12 protein-coding genes are annotated in these 17,757 nt (G+C 62.2%); 9 read left to right on the top strand and 3 right to left on the bottom strand.

What is annotated here, in order from left to right:
* Positions 1–92 precede the first annotated feature (92 nt).
* The 4 genes from AAAX77_RS05005 (at position 93) to AAAX77_RS04990 (ending at position 5,973) form a co-directional block, all read left to right on the top strand.
* Complete coding sequence (locus AAAX77_RS05005; RefSeq protein WP_349105078.1) at positions 93–599, top strand: MarR family winged helix-turn-helix transcriptional regulator; 507 nt, start codon at positions 93–95, stop codon at positions 597–599.
* Positions 592–2,436: an ABC transporter ATP-binding protein gene (locus AAAX77_RS05000; RefSeq protein WP_349105077.1), complete on the top strand. Its 1,845-nt coding sequence runs from the start codon at positions 592–594 to the stop codon at positions 2,434–2,436. Before AAAX77_RS05005 ends, AAAX77_RS05000 begins: the two co-directional genes overlap by 8 nt.
* Positions 2,429–4,348 carry an ABC transporter ATP-binding protein gene (locus AAAX77_RS04995; RefSeq protein WP_349105075.1) on the top strand — a complete coding sequence of 640 codons (1,920 nt, stop codon included), beginning with the start codon at positions 2,429–2,431 and terminating at the stop codon, positions 4,346–4,348. Before AAAX77_RS05000 ends, AAAX77_RS04995 begins: the two co-directional genes overlap by 8 nt.
* Positions 4,349–4,881: 533 nt before the next feature.
* Positions 4,882–5,973 (top strand): GGDEF domain-containing protein, encoded by a 1,092-nt coding sequence (locus AAAX77_RS04990; RefSeq protein ID WP_349105073.1) that lies wholly within the window; start codon positions 4,882–4,884, stop codon positions 5,971–5,973.
* An 18-nt stretch (positions 5,974–5,991) separates the two neighbouring features.
* Here AAAX77_RS04990 and AAAX77_RS04985 read toward each other — a convergent pair whose 3' ends face one another.
* On the bottom strand, positions 5,992–6,894 hold the full coding sequence (locus AAAX77_RS04985) for a LysR family transcriptional regulator (protein ID WP_349105072.1): 903 nt from the start codon (positions 6,892–6,894) through the stop codon (positions 5,992–5,994).
* A 233-nt stretch (positions 6,895–7,127) separates the two neighbouring features.
* Between AAAX77_RS04985 and AAAX77_RS04980 the strand changes: the two genes are divergently transcribed.
* The 4 genes from AAAX77_RS04980 (at position 7,128) to AAAX77_RS04965 (ending at position 12,999) form a co-directional block, all read left to right on the top strand.
* Positions 7,128–8,009 (top strand): SDR family oxidoreductase, encoded by an 882-nt coding sequence (locus tag AAAX77_RS04980; RefSeq protein ID WP_035138767.1) that lies wholly within the window; start codon positions 7,128–7,130, stop codon positions 8,007–8,009.
* A 65-nt stretch (positions 8,010–8,074) separates the two neighbouring features.
* On the top strand, positions 8,075–9,331 hold the full coding sequence (locus AAAX77_RS04975) for an MFS transporter (RefSeq protein WP_117646283.1): 1,257 nt from the start codon (positions 8,075–8,077) through the stop codon (positions 9,329–9,331).
* A gap of 69 nt (positions 9,332–9,400) precedes the next feature.
* On the top strand, positions 9,401–10,441 hold the full coding sequence (locus AAAX77_RS04970; protein WP_349105070.1) for a Gfo/Idh/MocA family oxidoreductase: 1,041 nt from the start codon (positions 9,401–9,403) through the stop codon (positions 10,439–10,441).
* A gap of 410 nt (positions 10,442–10,851) precedes the next feature.
* A complete protein-coding gene (locus tag AAAX77_RS04965; protein WP_349105069.1) occupies positions 10,852–12,999 on the top strand; it encodes a Tex family protein in 2,148 nt (715 codons plus the stop codon).
* A gap of 381 nt (positions 13,000–13,380) precedes the next feature.
* Here AAAX77_RS04965 and AAAX77_RS04960 read toward each other — a convergent pair whose 3' ends face one another.
* The gene (locus tag AAAX77_RS04960) at positions 13,381–14,085 is read right to left on the bottom strand and encodes a transaldolase (protein ID WP_349105068.1); all 705 of its coding nucleotides are present in this window, start codon (positions 14,083–14,085) and stop codon (positions 13,381–13,383) included.
* Positions 14,086–14,278: 193 nt separating this feature from the next.
* Positions 14,279–15,106 (bottom strand): HAD-IIB family hydrolase, encoded by an 828-nt coding sequence (locus AAAX77_RS04955; protein WP_349105067.1) that lies wholly within the window; start codon positions 15,104–15,106, stop codon positions 14,279–14,281.
* Positions 15,107–15,181: 75 nt separating this feature from the next.
* Between AAAX77_RS04955 and rlmKL the strand changes: the two genes are divergently transcribed.
* Positions 15,182–17,740, top strand: coding sequence for a bifunctional 23S rRNA (guanine(2069)-N(7))-methyltransferase RlmK/23S rRNA (guanine(2445)-N(2))-methyltransferase RlmL (gene rlmKL / locus AAAX77_RS04950; protein ID WP_349105066.1), 2,559 nt, complete (start codon positions 15,182–15,184; stop codon positions 17,738–17,740).
* The last annotated feature ends 17 nt before the right edge of the window (positions 17,741–17,757 follow it).

Raw genomic sequence — 17,757 nt, 5'->3', positions numbered from 1 at the left:
TTGGTACCTTGACATTGATTTCTCACGCTCCTAAATTGGTTAGGCACAAAACAATTCCTCTACCTAACTAAAGAAAGGAGCAGCACTAATTCATGTGCGATGAACCTCTTAGCCTTTGTTCGCACGAGCCCGGCGGCGACCCGTCACGGCCGGCGGATGCACCCGAAGCGGTTAGCTCGGAAGACAAGCTTGCCAAGCGCATCCTCAATAATCTGGGCTTTTGCGGCCATTACATGCATTTTCATGGCGGAGGCGTGTCCGGCAAGGCGCCCATCATCTGCCTGCTGGCCAAGCAACCCGGCGGCGAGATGTCGCAGCAGGAACTCGGCATGCACTTTGACCTCAAGCCGGGGTCGCTTTCCGAGATCCTGTCCAAGCTCGAGCTCAACGGCCTCATCGAGCGCAGCCGTAACCCCAAGGATCGACGGCAACTCACCATTCGCCTGACCGAAACCGGCCGGGAAAACGCCCGCATCGACCAGGCGACCCGCATCCGCTTTAGAGAACGGGCCTTTAGCGCGCTCACCCACGACGAGCGCGAGGACCTCGCCGAAATGCTCGATAAAATCCGCGTAACCTGGGAGGAACTGGATGATTAAAACCCTCATGGGCAGCATCCGCGACTATATGAAAGACACCGTTGCCACGCCGTTGCTCGTGCTTGGCGAGGTGCTCTGCGAGATGCTGATTCCATTTATCACCGCCAACCTGATCGACGCCATCAAAGACGGCGCCACCGTAGCCGAGATGCTTCCCACCGCAGGCTTTTTGGTGCTCATCGCGCTGACGTCGCTTGCTTTTGGCGCCGCGGCCGGCGTCACCTGCAGCCATGCGAGCTGCGGGTTCGCCAAGAACCTGCGTCACGACCTGTTCTACAAGATCCAGACGTTCAGCTTTGCCAACATCGATGAGTTCTCGAGCTCCTCGCTCGTCACGCGCCTGACCACCGATATCAACAACGTGCAGCAGGCCTTTATGATGATCATCCGTATCGCCGTGCGCGCGCCGCTGGTATTGATCTTCGCCTTTACCATGGCGTTTATCATGGGCGGCAGCGTTGCCATGGTCTACCTGGTCATCATTCCGCTGCTGGGCTTTGGACTGTTCTTTATCATCTTTAAGGTGCGCCCCATCTTCTCGCGCGTGTTCCACAAGTACGATGCCCTTAACGAGTCCGTCGAGGAAAACGTCACCGGCATGCGCGTGGTTAAGAGCTACGTGCGCGAAGACTTTGAGAAGGAGAAGTTCGCGACCGCCGCGCGCGACGTCCAGATGGATTTCACCCGCGCCGAGAAGCTGCTTGCCTTTAACAACCCCATGATGAACATCTGCGTCAACGGCGCGTTTGTCGTCATCATCTACCTGAGCTCCAAGCTCATCATCACGAGCCAGGGCACGCTGTTCGACGTGGGCCAGCTCTCCTCGATCTTTACCTATGGCTTCCAAATCCTCATGAGCCTGATGCAGCTATCGATGATCTTTGTCATGGTGACCATGGCCGACGAATCGGCGCACCGCATCACCGAGGTGCTTGCCGCCGAGCCCACGATCGCCAACCCGACCAAGCCCGTGCTCGAGGTTGCCGACGGCTCCATCGACTTTGACCACGTGAGCTTTAAGTATTCCGCGCATGCGAAGCGCCAGGCGCTCGACGACATCGACCTGCACATTAAGAGCGGCGAGACCATCGGCATCATCGGCGGCACCGGCTCGGCCAAGTCCACGCTCGTAAACCTCATTGCCCGCCTGTACGACGCCACCGAAGGCACCGTGCGCGTGGGCGGCGTGGATGTGCGCGACTACGGCTTGGACGCGCTGCGCCACCAGGTCGCCATGGTGCTGCAGAAAAACGTGCTGTTTAGCGGCACCATTGCCGAGAATCTGCGCTGGGGCGACCCGAACGCCACCGACGAGGAGGTCCGCGAGGCGGCACATCTGGCCTGCGCCGATGAGTTTGTCGACGGCTTCCCCAAGGGCTACGACACCTGGATCGAGCAGGGCGGCTCCAATGTTTCCGGCGGTCAGAAGCAGCGCCTGTGCATTGCGCGTGCCCTGCTGCGTCGCCCCAAGATCTTGATCCTGGACGACTCCACCAGCGCCGTCGACACCAAGACCGACGCCAAGATTCGCGCAGGACTGGCAAGCTATCTGCCCAACACGACCAAGCTCATCATCGCCCAGCGCATTAGCTCCGTGCAGGATGCAGACCGCATCATCGTCATGGAGGGTGGCCGCATCGCGCAGATCGGTAACCATGATGAGCTGCTTAAGACAAGCGAGATCTACCGCGAGACCTTTACCTCGCAGAACAAGATGTCTGCCGAGGGCGAGGAGAACGCCGGCGACGTCTCCGGCAACACGGCCACGGCGGCAGACAACACCGATACGACCGTAACGCAAGCCCAGACCCAGGAAGGAGGCGAGGCACATGAGTAAGGCAACGACCGCCGAGCGCGCGCTCAACCGCAAGGGCGGCACCATGTCGCGCCTCATCAAGACGCTCTTTGGCTTCTACCCCGTGCTTTTGCCCCTCGTCGTCGTCGGCGTGGTGCTCTGCGCCATCATCAACTCCATCGGCGCGACCTTCCTTCAGAGCGCCCTGCAGATCATTAGCGACTCGTGGCAGTCGGGCGACTGGACGACCGCACAGCCCAAGATTCTGCAGCTCGTGACCACCCTCGCCTGCATCTACGGCGTCGGCATCCTGTCCTCACTGTTCTGGAACCGCGCCATGGCCATCGTCACGCAGGGCTCGCTCGAGAAGCTGCGCGAGAAGATGTTCAACCGTATGCAGGACCTGCCGATTCGCTACTTCGACACGCACCAGCGCGGCGACATCATGAGCCACTACACCAACGACATCGACACGCTGCGCCAGATGATCAGCCAGTCGCTGCCCAACCTGCTCATGACGACCATCGTCATCGTCACGGTGTTCTTTATCATGCTGTACTACAGCGTGTGGATGTGCCTGGTCATCGTGGCCGGCGTCGTCTTTATGACCTTTATGACCAAGCTGCTCGGCTCCAACTCCGCGCGTTTCTTTATTGCGCAGCAGACCGAGCTCGGCGTGGTCGAGGGCCATATCGAGGAAGTCATGAACGGCCAGAAGGTCGTCAAGGCATTCTGCCACGAGTCTGCCGCCGAGGCCGATTTTGACGAGCGCAACGAAAAGCTCTTCGAGGTCTCGCAAAAGGCCAACGTGTACGCCAACATCCTCATGCCCATCCTGATGAACCTGGGCAACCTGCTCTACGTACTGGTCGCACTGGCAGGCGGTATTTTCCTGGCGCTGGGCGTGCCCAACCTGAGCATCTCGGGCATGACGCTGTCCATCGCCGTCGTGGTGCCGTTCCTCAACATGACCAAGCAGTTCTGCGGACAGATCGGTCAGATCTCGCAGCAGATCAACGCCGTGGTCATGGGCCTCGCCGGCGCCGACCGCATCTTTGAGCTCATCGACGAGGAGCCCGAAGCCGACGAAGGCTATGTGACGCTCGTCAACGCTCAAGTGAACCCCGATACCTGGCAGCTCGAGGAGGCCGACCACCACACCGGCATGTGGGCGTGGAAACATCCGCACCGCGCAACCGGCGAGATCGAGTACGTGCCGCTGCGCGGCGACCTGGTCATGGACAACGTCGACTTTGGCTACACGCCCGGCCACGAGGTGCTGCACGGCGTGTCCGTGTTTGCCAAGCCGGGCCAGAAGGTCGCGTTTGTCGGCGCCACCGGTGCCGGCAAGACGACCATCACCAACCTCATCAACCGCTTCTATGACATCGCCGATGGCAAGATCCGCTACGACGGCATCAACGTCAACAAGATCCGCAAGGCCGATCTGCGCCGCTCGCTGGGCGTCGTGTTGCAGGACGTGAACCTGTTCACCGGCACCGTGATGGATAACATCCGCTACGGCAACCTGGATGCCACCGACGAGGAGTGCATCGCGGCTGCCAAGCTCGCGGGCGCTGACGACTTTATCACCCGCCTGCCCGACGGCTACGGCACCATGCTCACCGGCAACGGCGCCCAGCTGTCGCAAGGCCAGCGCCAGCTGATTTCGATTGCACGCGCTGCCGTCGCCGATCCGCCGGCGATGATCCTGGACGAGGCCACGTCGAGCATCGATACCCGCACCGAGGCCATCGTGCAGGCGGGCATGGACAAGCTCATGGAAGGCCGCACGACGTTTGTCATCGCGCACCGCTTGTCCACCGTGCGCAACTCCGACGCGATCATCTGCCTGGACCACGGTCGTATCATCGAGCGCGGCAACCACGACGAGCTGATCGCCAAGCATGGGTACTACTACCAGCTCTATACCGGAGCGTTTGAGCTGGAGTAGTTCGGCTCGCCGAGATGGCCGATTTGCCGCTCATTCGTCGGGCATGACCCTAAGGTCAATGCCCTCCTCTTTCGGGGCAAATCGACTCATCTCAACGACCCAAACACAATGCACCGCAACGAATAAAGCCTCCGCAGCCACACGAGCTGCGGAGGCTTTATTCATGCCGGCCGGAAACCGTATCCCACTTTTCGGGCCCAGAATGGGATGCCGTTTCCCGCTGGGCCCCCTCCGGGAAACGGTATCCCATTTCAAGGGCATAAACCGGGATGTGGTTTCCCCTAACGGCACCTTTGGGAAACCGCATCCCACTCTAGACGCACAAAACGGGATGAGCTTTCCCATGGTGATCCAAGACCAGAAACATGTTCGATAGCGCGGCCAGGTCAAGAACAACAAGACAAGCGTCACGCCAATTTGGACGAGCGTCTGCTACAGTTTGAGGCTGTTGGCCCATATGGTAGAGTTGACCTCACGTAAATTTCAGCACGCTGGGTGCCACCTGCGCTTTTGCCATTTGAGAGAGTGAACTTGTGAATACTTCTGTCGCCAAGAAGGCCAGCCAGGCGGTGCGCCTGCTCATGATGGTGCTCACGGCAGTTCTCATCTTCTTCTTCATCAATGTCATGCTGCTCGTCTCCGATATCCAGGGCACGGCGCGCGTGGTCAACTACGCCGGCCTGGTACGCGGCACCACGCAGCGCATCGTGAAGCTCGAGGACGCAGGCCAGCCACAAGACGACCTGCTCAAGGCCGTTGATTCATACATTAACGGCTTGCGCTACGGAAGCGACGACCTCAATCTCGTCCGTCTCGATGACGATGAGTACCAGGCAAAGATGACCGAACTCGCGAACTATTTTGACGAGCTTCGCGCCGAGATTGCCCGCGTGCGCGAAGTCGGCTACGAGAACACCGACATCATCTCGATGAGCGAGGAGTTCTTTGGCATTTGCGACGATGCTACGCGACTCGCAGAGGACTACTCTCAGGAGAAGGCGTCGGCGCTCAACTATCTCGAGGGCTTGGTGATCATCGACATCGTGGGCTTGGTGGCGACCTTTGCGGTTGAACTTGTTCGCGCGGTGCGCACTGCCGCGCTTAATCGCGAGCTGCAGAGCAAAGTCTATCTCGACGAAGCCACGGGACTGCCCAATAAGAACAAGTGCGAGGAGATCTTGGGGCAGGAGCAGCCTGTCTCCGCGGAGGCGCCCGTTGCGGTGTGCGTCTTCGACCTTAACAATCTGCATACGGTCAATAACAACTTCGGCCACGAGAAGGGCGACGAATACATCCGCTCTTTTGCACAGCAACTGGGAAGCGTGGCGTCCGAGACGTGCTTTGTGGGTCGCGACGGCGGCGATGAGTTTATCGCGGTACTGCGGGATGCCGACCGAGCCGCTGTGGAATCTTGTCTCGCTCGGATTCACGCGAACGTGAACGAGTATTCCGAAGTCCACCCCGATATGCCCATCAGCTACGCGGTGGGCTATGCGCTTTCCAACGATTTTGACGAGCCACCTACCATGCGCGAACTCTTTTCCCAGGCCGACAAGAACATGTACGTCGATAAGAACCGCGTAAAGGCAGCCGAGACGGCCGATCCGCAACGCGAGGACCGCTAAACCCGTAGCAAAGGGTAGCTAATTTGGGACGGGACTCTTTTGGCTACTTGAGGAGTTGGCCATGGCGTTGACGAATTTTTGTACTTGGAGGGTGGGCTCGAGCGGATAGTGCAAAAAGACCGGCACCTCTCGCCCACATAGGAACGGCACGCCCACGAAGGCCGGGTGCACCCCCGACCACGCTCCGCAGGTGAGCACCGCATCGCCCTTTTCCTCGGCTTCGTTAAAGAGCGCGAAGTCAAAGCTATCCACATCGATCACATCCACACCGCCGTCGGCTAACAGGTCGATGCGCAGGCTGTCCATAGCGTCGTTGCCGTGACGGAGCACGCGCAGGCGCATGCCCTCCAAGTCGGCGACCGTAATGCGATTCTTGCGGGCAAGCGGGCTCGTGCGTGGCAGGTCGATATAAAACGGCACGTTAACGATGCGAAGCTTTTGGCAGGCGTCGCCCCAGCGTGGGGTAGAAAAACTCGACTGCACCACATCGACCTCGCGGCCCAAGCTGCGCATGACGGTCTCGCGCTCGTCATAGAGGTCGCTTACCGGCACAATCTCAATTCGTAGCGACGGTTCCAGATCATGGATGCCCGACCACATCGATAGCGTCTGGCGCCCCGGGCACATCATCGACACGCCCAGACGCACGGCCCCGCCATCGCCCGCCGCGCGTCGGGCGCGGCGCAACGCATCCTCGGACTGGCGCATGATCGAACGTGCATCGTCCACCAGCAGAGCACCTGCCGGCGTCACCTTAACACCCGAATGCGAGCGTTCGAACAACGTGATGCCGAACTCGGCCTCGAAGCCCGACACCTGCTTGACGAGCGCCGGAGTCGACACGCGCAATTTTGCCGCCGCGCGCGAGAAGCTTCCCAGCTCCGCGGCGGCCGATATGGCCTCGAGTCGTCGATCGTACACGTCAATCTCCTGTTTCCAGACGCATGGCAATGAACTGCCGAAGGGGGTTGTTTTGGCAGGTCACACACTCAATTAAAGGCGCATCGTCTTGCAAGCTATGAACCTACGGTTAACGCCATTCTAACAAATATGCAATTCACCTGCGCAAATGCAAAGCATACGATAACCAGCGAAAACCACGTGGGTCGGTTAATGGGAGCGACCCACCGGGAGGCACAAGAAGGGAAGTTCCTATGAGCAATTGGCTTAAGCTCGAGGGCGATGTCTGCGCCGTGACTGGCGCGCTCGGCGGTATGGGCGCCGAGATCTGCCGCGAGTTCGCCCGCAATGGCGCCAACGTCGTCATGCTCGACCTGGACGAGGAAAAGGTCAAGGCCGCAGCCGCCGACCTCGCCGCCGAGTTTGGCATCCACGCCGAGGGCTACAAGATGAACGCCACCGACGAGGCCGAGGTTCAGGCCGCCGTCGATGCCACCATCGCCGACTTCGGCCGCGTCGACGTTCTCGTCAACACCGCCGGCATCCTGCGCTTCGCAGCCATGGAAGACCTGCCGTTGAGCGACTGGGAGCAGGTGCTCAACGTCAACCTCACCGGTTACTTCATCACCTCGCAGCGCTTTGGTCGCGAGATGATCAAGGCCGGCCAGGGTCGCCTGGTGCACATCTCGACCGTCGCCAGCCACTCCCCCGAGACGTTCTCGGGCGTGTACAGCTCCACCAAGGCCGGCGTCAACATGATGTCCAAGATGCTCGCCGCCGAGTGGGGCCCCTACGGCGTCCGCTCCAACTGCGTCGAGCCCTGCTTCGTTAAGACCCCGATGTCGGCCAACTTCTACGCCGACCCCGAGGTCGAAAAGAGCCGCAGCCGCCTGATCGCCACGCGTCGCATCGGCGAGGTCAGTGATATCGCCAACGCCGTCATGTTCCTGGCGTCCACGCGCTCGGACTTTACCACCGGCGACGCCATCAAGGTCGATGGTGGCTTCTCCAATATGATGGGCGACCTCACCGCCAAGCCCGGCGGCCGTCGCGCCTATGCCGACAACTACCTCAAGAACAAGGGTGTCGAGCTTTGGTCCGATGAGTCCGGCGTCGCCAAGCCGACTGACCAGTAAACCAACCTAACAGGGAGACCCGCGGATACGACCGCTCCTCCCCCGTATCGATTAGAAAGAGTCCAATGGCTTCCACCAACTCCAACAAGGGTCGCGCCGTCGTGCTTTCCGCCGCGTGCGTCACCATGTTCTTCATCAGCTCCATCGCGCTGTATTCCGTCGTGAGCAAGAACCTGCTCGCCGTCTACCCCGAGTGGTCCAGCGCTCTTACCTGGGCCTTCCCGGTCTTTCAGACCATCATGGCCGTGACGGGCATCTTCGCCGGCCGCATCTCCGATAAGATCGGCCCGCGCAACGTCGTTATCGCCGCCGCCGTGTGCTACGGCCTGGGCTGGTTCATGTCCGGCACCGTCACCGAGCCGTGGCAGTTCTACCTGTGGTTCTCGCTCGTCGCCGCCATCGGCAACGGCCTGGGCTACAACCCGGCACTCACCACCGGTCAAAAGTGGTTCATCGACAAGAAGGGCCTCGCCTCCGGCATCACCCTGGCCGCTTCGACCGCCGGCCCCGCCGTGCTGTCCCCAGTGCTCGCCTCGCTGCTCATCCCGAGCCTGGGCATCTTTGGCGCCCTTAAGGCGCTCGGCGTCATCTTCTTTGTGACGATTGCCGCCTCCGCCCTGTTCCTGAAGGCCCCCGAGGCCGGTTGGCTGCCCGAGGGCTTCGAGGCCCCCAAGGGCGGCGCGCATGCCGGCACCTTCGGCGACCTCACCCCGGGCGAGATGGTCAAGACCCCGCGTTTCTGGGTCCTCATCGTCACCTTCGCCTTTGCCGCCACCGCGGGCACCCTGCTCGTGGGCAAGGTTGCCTCCATCGCCGCCGTCCAGCTCTTCGCCGACCCCACGAGCGCCGCGGCCGTCGCCCTCGGCGGTGTGGTGGTCTCCGTCAACACCTGCGCCAACTTGGTTGGCCGCCTGTCCTTTGGCCAGATCATCGACAAGCTCGGCGCCTATAAGTCGCTGCTCATCAGCCTTGTCGTCACTATCGTCGCACTCGTCATCATGTCGATGAGCTTTACGCAGAGCATGTTCTTTGTGGCGCTCGCCCTGCTCGGCTTTAGCTTTGGCGCCCTGCTCGTCATCTACCCGCCGCTCACCGGTGGCGCCTTTGGCACCAGCAACATCGGCGTCAACTACGGCATCATGTTTTTAGGCTATGCCGCTTCCACCTGGATCAGCCAGCCCATCACCGCCGTGCTGTATCACGCCGAGGCCGGCAGCGCCGCCTACCAGCAGTCCTTCTACGGCGCCATCGTGATCGCCGCCATCGCCGTCGTGCTCACCGTCTACATGATGGTCTCCGACAGCAAGAAGAAGTCCGCCTAGTTTTACCGATGCGACAAAGGGACAGCCCCTTTGTCGCATTCCACCGGTCACCAGTATTAAGGAGTCGAAATGTCTGAGCTCAACCCCGTCCGCATTGCCGTTATCGGCGCCGGCGCCATGGGCCGCAACCACATCCGCTTTGTCACCGAGGAGCCCGAGGCCGAGCTCGTCGCCATCGCCGACGCCTTTGAGGGCGCCCGCGCCACGGCCGAGGCCGCCGGCGTGCCGTTTTACACCGATCCCGCCCAGATGATGGACGAGGTCAAGCCCGAGGCCGTCATTATCGCCACCCCCAACGACCTGCACCTGGGCGTTGCCCGCGAGGCCGTAAAGCGCAACATCGTTCCGCTGGTCGAAAAGCCGATCTCCAACGACCTGGAGGATGCCCAGGCTTTCGCTGCCGAGGCCGAGACCGCCGGCGTGCCCGTGCTCGTGGGCCAGCACCGTCGCCACAACCCCTTCGTCAACAAGGCCAAGGAGATCATCGAGTCCGGCGAGCTGGGCAAGCTCACCGTGTCGAGCTTCCACTACATGATCTATAAGAACGACGAGTATTTCGATGTCGAGTGGCGCCGCAAGAAGGGTGCCGGCCCGATCCTGGTCAACCTGGTGCACGACGTCGACCTGCTCCGCTACCTGCTGGGCGAGCCCGTTGCCGTCCAGGGTATGCAGTCCAGCGCCGCCCGCGGTTTTGAGACCGAGGACTCCGCCGTGGTCAACGTCCGTTTTGCCGATGGCGCGCTCGCAAGCATGACCATCTCCGACGCCACCGCCAGCCCCTGGAACTGGGAGGCAACCGCTCGCGAGGATCCGCAGTACCGCCCCTTCGACGCCGACGCCTACTTTATCGGCGGCACTAAGGGCGCCCTGTCGCTGCCCCGCCTGCACCAGTTCTCCTACGACGGCGCCTCTAACTGGCACAAGCCGCTGCAGATGGAGATTCCGGCCGTCGACCCGGCACTGCCGCACAAGATGCAGCTCAAGCACTTTGTGAAGGTTGTCCGCCGCGAGGTCGAGCCCGTCGTGACCCCCGCCGATAACGTCAAGACGCTCACGCTTCTCAACGCCATCAAGGAGGCCGCCGAGACCGGCCAGATCGTCGAGCTGTAATACTTTAGGGCGGGTCGCGGCAAACTCCTATGCCGAACCCCTCGGCCCGCCACCAACAAGCCCCTCTTCTTCGCCCCGCGAGCAGCCTCCTGCCCGCGGGGCTTTTTGGTACCTTGCCGACGATTTTCCTGGAGCGGGAGCTATTTTGCGCCTCAGCTTGGTTCGTTCGCCACGAAATGGGCCTATCTACTACGTTTAACCGATCACCCTCAACCATGCCGAATTTCGAGAAATAAAAACCGCAGGTAGGCGGGTTGCGCATTTTCGGAAAACCGAGGGATGGTCGACCCATATGGTTCAAACGTAGTAGATAGGTCGTTTTCGTGGCGCGGCCCCAAAACAGTCTTTTGGGACGGGTGGTATCCTTGGTAGCCCTGTGCTGCAAACGCACCTTAAACGCAAGGAGTCCCATGGATCTTATCGCCCAGCTCGCCCGCGAGCTCAACCTTAAGGCCGCCAACATCGAGGCAGCCGTCAAGCTCATCGACGAGGGCAACACCATCCCCTTTATCTCGCGCTACCGCAAGGAAGCAACGGGCGGCATGGACGACGTCGCCCTGCGCGCACTCGACGAGCGCCTGTCCTACCTGCGCAATCTTGAACAGCGCAAAGAGGACGTCATTCTGCTCATCGACGCCCAGGGCAAGCTCACGCCCGAACTCGAGCAGCAGATTCGAGAGGCCACGCAGCTCCAGCGTGTCGAGGACCTCTACAAGCCCTACCGCAAAAAGCGCATGACCCGCGCACAGAAGGCCCGCGAGGCAGGCCTGGAGCCGCTTGCCAACATGATCATCATGCAGGCCTCGGCCAAGGGCAGCGCGCTCGACACCGCCGCGGCCTACGTCAACGAGGAAGCCGGCTTCGACACGCCCGAGAAGGCGCTCGCCGGCGCGGCGGACATCGTGGCTGAGACGGTGGCCGAAGACCCCGAGAACGTCGCCGACCTGCGCGCCTTTACGCAAAACACCGCCGACATCGTCGTCGAGGCCACCGACCCCGCAGAGAAGACTCCCTACGAGCCCTACTACAACTATGATGAGCCGCTGCGCCGTATACCCAACCACCGCGTGCTGGCTATCGACCGCGGCGAGCGCGAGGGCAAGCTCCGCGTGCGCGTGAACGTCGACGGCGCTGCCGCCACAGCGCGCCTCGGCAGCCGTTGGCCCCGACGCCAGGGCGTCTTCGCGCCCATCTTCGATGCCGCCATCGCTGACGGTTACAAGCGCCTCATGGCCCCCTCGCTGGAGCGCGAGGCCCGCGCCAAACTCACCGTTCGCGCTCAGACCGAGGCCATCAACGTCTTTGCCAAGAATCTCGAGGGCCTGCTCTCGGCACGCCCCGTCCGTGGCGCCCGCGTACTCGCGCTCGACCCGGGCTACCGCACCGGCTGCAAGGTCGCCGTCATGGACGAGACCGGCAAGCTGCTCGACCACGGCGTGGTCTACCCCACCAAGCCGCGCCACGACGTCGCCGGCACCAAGCGCGAGCTCGCCCGCCTCGTCAAAAAGGACAGCGTCAACACCATCGTCATCGGCAATGGCACCGCCAGCCGCGAGACCGAGGAAGTCGTCTCGGAGTTCATTGCCGAGCAGGCACCCGGCCTTCGCTACACCATCGTTAACGAAGCCGGCGCATCGGTGTACTCCGCTTCCGAGCTTGCCAGCCAGGAATATCCCGACCTGGACGTCACCGTACGTGGCGCCATGAGCCTGGGCCGCCGCCTGCAGGACCCGCTGGCAGAGCTCGTCAAGATTCCGCCCCAGTCCATCGGCGTGGGCCAGTACCAGCACGACCTTGACCAGGCCGAGCTCTCGCGCACCCTGGGCCACGTGGTGGAGGACGTCGTCAACCGCGTGGGCGTCGATGTAAACACCGCGAGCGCGAGCCTGCTGGGATACGTTTCGGGCATCACGCCGAGCGTGGCCAAGAACATCGTGGCTTTCCGCGAGGAAAACGGCGCCTTCACCGATCGCCGCCAGCTCAAGAAGGTCCCCAAGCTGGGACCCAAGGCATATCTCAACGCTGCAGGCTTTTTGCGAATTAGCGGCGGTAAGAACCCGCTCGACGCAACGAGCGTCCACCCCGAAAGCTACGAGGTGGCCACGGCCGTCCTTGAGCGCGCAGGCGTGGCGGCAAGCGAGCTTAGCCGCGGCGGCGTACCCGACATCGAGCGCCGTCTGGGCAGCATCTCGACGCTGGCAAGCGACCTGGACTGCGGCACCCTCACGCTCATCGACATCGTCAACGAGCTCAAGAAGCCCGGCCGCGACCCGCGCGACGACGCGCCCGAGGTGGTCTTTAGCCGCTCGGCACTTTCCATCGACGACCTGGAACCCGGCATGGAGCTCAAGGGCACGGTGCGCAACGTCGTCGACTTTGGCGCCTTCGTCGACGTGGGAGTGCACCAGGACGGCCTCGTACATATCTCTAAGCTGGCCAACCGCTTTGTCAAGCACCCCAGCGACGTCGTGCGCGTCGGTGACACGGTCAAGGTGTGGGTCGAAAAGGTCGATCGCGACCGCAAGAAGATCTCGCTCACCATGGTGCAGGGCAAGTAAACCGCCAAAGCAAAGGTACCCCCTGTAGCGATGTGCAAAATCGCGAGTATTCTGCAAATTCCACCGTTCCGGGTGCCCCTCAGAGACGAAAAAGCAAAAAACAGCCCCCGTTTTAGCGTCGTCAGAGCCAAAACGGGGGCCGTTCCATGCTTCGGTTAACTGATAAAGACCTTTACGTTGCTGAATACTCTCGATTTTGCACGGCGCAGGCGGGGGTACCTTTGCCCACGGCAGGATATGGAAGCCAAGCGCCAACTTGCTGGCAAGCTCGTGTCGGCAGCCCCGGCCTTTCCTTTGCCTAGCGCGATCCTCGCGAAGCGCGTGAGCGATAGGGAAAGGAAAGGCCGGGGCGAACAGCCCACGGTACAGTCGGCGTTCGCGCTACGGCAGGATATGGAAACCCAAAGCGGCGATATCCTTGGCAAAACCGCGCACGGTATCGAGCGAGACCTCGTACGGGTCGCGGCCGATGTTCTTGCGCTTGGCCAGGATGCTGTTGGGCACCGTGATGATCTGGCAACCGCAGGCTTCGGCCTGGTAGATGTTGATGAGCTCGCGCGTGGACGCCCACAAGACCTCACAGCTGGGCTTTGCGGCGGCCTTCTTGACCGACTCCGTCATAAACGGAATGGGATCGACGCCGGTATCGGCGATACGGCCGGCAAAGAGCGAGATAATGGACGGTGTCTCGGCGTCAACGGCCTCGACCATCTCATCGACCTGCTTAGGCGTAAAGATGGTAGTGACGTTGACCTTGATGCCGTCGGCCGAAAGCTTGCGGACCAGCTCGGCGGTGGACTCGCCCTTGGTGGTCACGCACGGGATCTTGACGTAGACGTTCTCGGCCCAGGTAGCGATCTCGCGAGCCTCAACCTCCATGGTCTCGACGTCGTCGGCAAAGACCTCAAACGAGACGGAAACGTCGGTGATGTGGGCCAGGACCTCCTTGGCAAACGCGCGGTAATCCGTCACGCCGCCCTTCTTCATAAGGGACGGGTTGGTCGTGAAACCCTGAACGTTGCCGTTCTCGTACATGTCGAGCATGCCCTCGAGGTTTGCACCGTCAGCGAACACCTTGATTGCCATCTGCCTGATTCCTTTCGCTTGCACATGGGCGTTAAACTGCTAAACACTTTACCTATGTTTATCAAGGCGTGAGCTGCGGGTTTTTATCTTCTCGGCGAACGGTATAAACACCTCAGTGTTTGGATTGATAAATCGATTGAGCATGCAAAAGCAAAGAGTCGCAGTTTGAGCAAACGTCAGAACGCGGGATTCATTAGATGAGGCCGAAATGCTGCATCGCTGTGACGGTGCCGTCGTGTGCGACATCGTCGGTCACGTAGTCGGCGACCGCCTTGACCTCGGGCATAGCGTTGCCCATGGCGACAGCCGTCTCGACGGCAGCGAGCATGCCCAGGTCGTTACCCGAATCGCCGAAGCCAAAGGTGCGTGCGTTGCCGGTGCGACCCAGGTATTCCAGCGCTCGCGCCACGCCCACGCCCTTGTCGATGCCCTTGGGGCTCAGCTCGCGATTCTGACCACCGGTGTTGCACAGCTCAAACTCGCGATCGATAAAGCCGTCATCGTTGGCTACGCGAGCCAGGTAGCTCGCGACGATGCACACCTTGCCCACGCGCAGACGGCCGTCGACGCGCATCTCCTCGGCGCTATGCACCACAGAAGTGCCGATCAGAGACGGCTGCTCAACGCCCGCGGGTTCCAGGGCAAAAGTAGCCACGTTGGTCTCGAAAAAGGCTTCAATCCCTGCCGCGACCATACGGCGAGCGAGCTCCGCAACAATGTCTTCGTCAAAGCAGTCCTCATGCACCACGCGGCCCTCGACCTCGAGCGTGGCGCCTGCCATGGCAACGATGCCCGCGGGGTCGAGCGCACGCAAGCTGTCCGCGATGAGCCACAGGGGACGACCCGTGCAGATAAATGCCTGGTGTCCCGCGTTGCGCAGACGATGAAACGCCTCGACGACCGTCTGCGAGGGGTGAACCGCCGAAAAGTCCTTGTCGGTCATGTTGTCGGGATCGAACGACGTCAGCGTGCCGTCCACGTCAAAAAAGAGCACGGCAGAATCGGGGCACGCATCAATCATATGGGTTCCTTTCGGGGGCGAGAGTAAACGAAGCATCCATCATATAATGGAGCGACGCAACCAGAGAGGTCACCCATGGAATTTTACGCAAGCTGCCCCGAGGGCTTTGAGTCTGCACTCGCCGATGAGCTTAAACGCCTCGGGCTTTCGCATGTTCGCCGGCTGAAGGGCCGCGCCACATTTGAGGGCGAGCTCGAAGAAGGCTACCGCGCCTGTCTGTGGTCACGCCTGGCGAGCCGTGTGTTCGTGGTACTCGGGCGCTTTGAGGCGCAGGATGCCGATGAACTGTACGATAGCGTTTACGACATCGCTTGGGAGACCATCATCCGCCCCGGCGCCACCATCGCCATCACCGCCCGCGGCGTGACCGAGCAGCTGCGCAACACGCGCTTCTCGGCCCTGCGCGCCAAGGACGCATTGTGCGACCGCTTGGCCGAAACCACGGGCCGTCGCGCCGATATCGACGCCGCCGATCCCGATGTTCACCTGCTGCTTTCGCTGCGTCAGCGCCGCGCGAGCATCAGCCTGGACCTTTCGGGCGACCCGCTGTTCAAACGCCTGCCGCCCGCAGCGACCCGCGCCGGCGAGGGCGCGCACGTGCTGCGCCCCGACTACGCCGCCCTGGTGCTGGCGCAGGTCGGCTGGACCGCACTGTGCGAGCGCGAGTTGACGGCCGACGATTACGAGAACGAAGCCCTTCCCACGCTGATCGATGCCTCGTGCGCCGGCGGCGGTCTGCTGCTGGAGGCCGTGAACATTCTGACCGACCGCGCCCCGGGCGCCGCACGCGAGCGCTGGGGCTTTGAGGGCTGGCAGCTGCACGACGCCGCTCTGTGGGAGCAGCTGCTTGCCGAGGCGCGCGAGCGCGAGGCGGCAGCGCGCGAGCGCCAGGCACGCATCGTGGCCGTAGACATCGACCCCGCCGCCCGCAAGACCGCCGAGCGCATGGTCAAGAGCGCTGGCTACAAGCGTTTTGTCGACTTTTGCGCCGCCAAGCCCGTCACCGTGCTGGACCATGTGGGCGCCGTCGCCGGTGCCGCCGTGGTCGCGGATACGACCGAGACACCGCTTTCGCTCATGCACGACGCCATGACGCTGATCGGCGAGCTGCGTCGCGCGCCCGAGCTTACCGCCGCGCCGGTCGCCGCGCTCGCCCGCGACGGCCTTATGGCCCGCGCGCTCCATGCCGAGCCTGCGCGCTCCATCGCCGTCATGCCCAATAACGAGGAGGCGGCTCTTGAGGTTTGGCCCTCGCTCGACCACGCCGCCGCGGCATTCGAAGCTGCGACCAGCTCAGACGCCGAGGAGCAGACCGCAGATGCCCAAGGCGAAGCCGCCGACACCCCCACGTCCGAACCTGCCGCCACGCTCGACCTGGGCGACGGCAAGCCGCTGCCCGTGCTCATCCCCGAGTCCGAGCAGTTCGCCAACCGCCTGCGCAAGAATGCCCGTCTGCGCCGCAAGTGGGCCAAGCGCGAGGGCGTGAGCTGCTACCGCGTCTACGATGCCGACCTACCCGACTACTCCGCCGCCATCGACCTGTACGAGGGCTGCCCGCAGACGCCGGGCCGCTGGCTCGTCATCGCCGAATACGCCGCGCCCAAGACCATCGACCCCGCACTGGCCCAGGCCCGCATGCTCGACATCTTGGCCATCTCGCCGCGCATCCTTGATGTTCCGGCCGAGCACGTGCACGCCAAGGCCCGCATGCGCTCACGTGGCGGCTCGCAGTACGGTAAGCAGGGCGCCGGCAAGGGCGGCTCGGGCGAGCGCGCCAACATCGCGCGCCGTCGCCTGCCGCTCATCGAAGAGGGTGGACTCACCTTTGCCGTCAACTTTGACGACTATTTGGATGTGGGCATCTTCCTGGATCATCGCGTCACGCGCAACCTGGTGCGCGAGCACGCCAAGCAGGCGCGCCGCTTCCTCAACCTGTTTGCCTACACCGGCACTGCCACCTGCTACGCGGCCGATGGCGGCGTCGAGGAGACCGTGACGGTCGACCTTTCCAACACCTACCTGGACTGGGCCGAGCGCAATATGCGCCAGAACGGCTTTGTTGGTCCGCAGCATCATTTTGTGCGCGACGACGTGCTCGCCTGGATTCGCGACCAGCGCCAGACGCGCAACCGCTGGGACCTGATTTTTGTCGATCCGCCCACGTTTTCGAACTCATCCAAGATGGGCTGCCGCACCTGGGATGTCCAGCGCGACCATGTTGATCTTTTGGCCGGCGTATCGCGCCTGCTCGCGCAGGGTGGCCATGCCATCTTTAGCTGCAACCTGCGCGGCTTCCGCCCCGAGACGCGCAAGCTCGCGTGCGCGGGCGTCGTGCTGGAGGACATTACGGCGCAGACCATCCCCGAGGATTTCGCGCGCAACCAGAAGGTGCACCACTGCTATATCGTGCGCCGCCTGCCCATCGAGGACGCCATGGCAGAGGTCGGCTTTAGCGCCGAGGAGATTGCCGAGCGAACCGAGGAGCTGCGCAACCCCGAGGTCCGCAAGCCTCGCGCGGCAGTGCCCACGCACGCGCAGGCCGGCAACGGCAAGTCCAACTTTGCCGGCAAACCCTCCCCCGCCGGCAAGCCCAAAAAGAAGAAGTTCTACGCCAGCAAACCCAGGGGCAAATAAACAAAGTTGCTGTGGAA

The organism is Collinsella sp. CLA-ER-H6 (assembly GCF_040092305.1).
Taxonomy (GTDB): domain Bacteria; phylum Actinomycetota; class Coriobacteriia; order Coriobacteriales; family Coriobacteriaceae; genus Collinsella.
The sequence above is the reverse complement of the archived record's forward strand: the minus strand, read 5'-3'. Positions and strand labels throughout refer to the sequence as shown.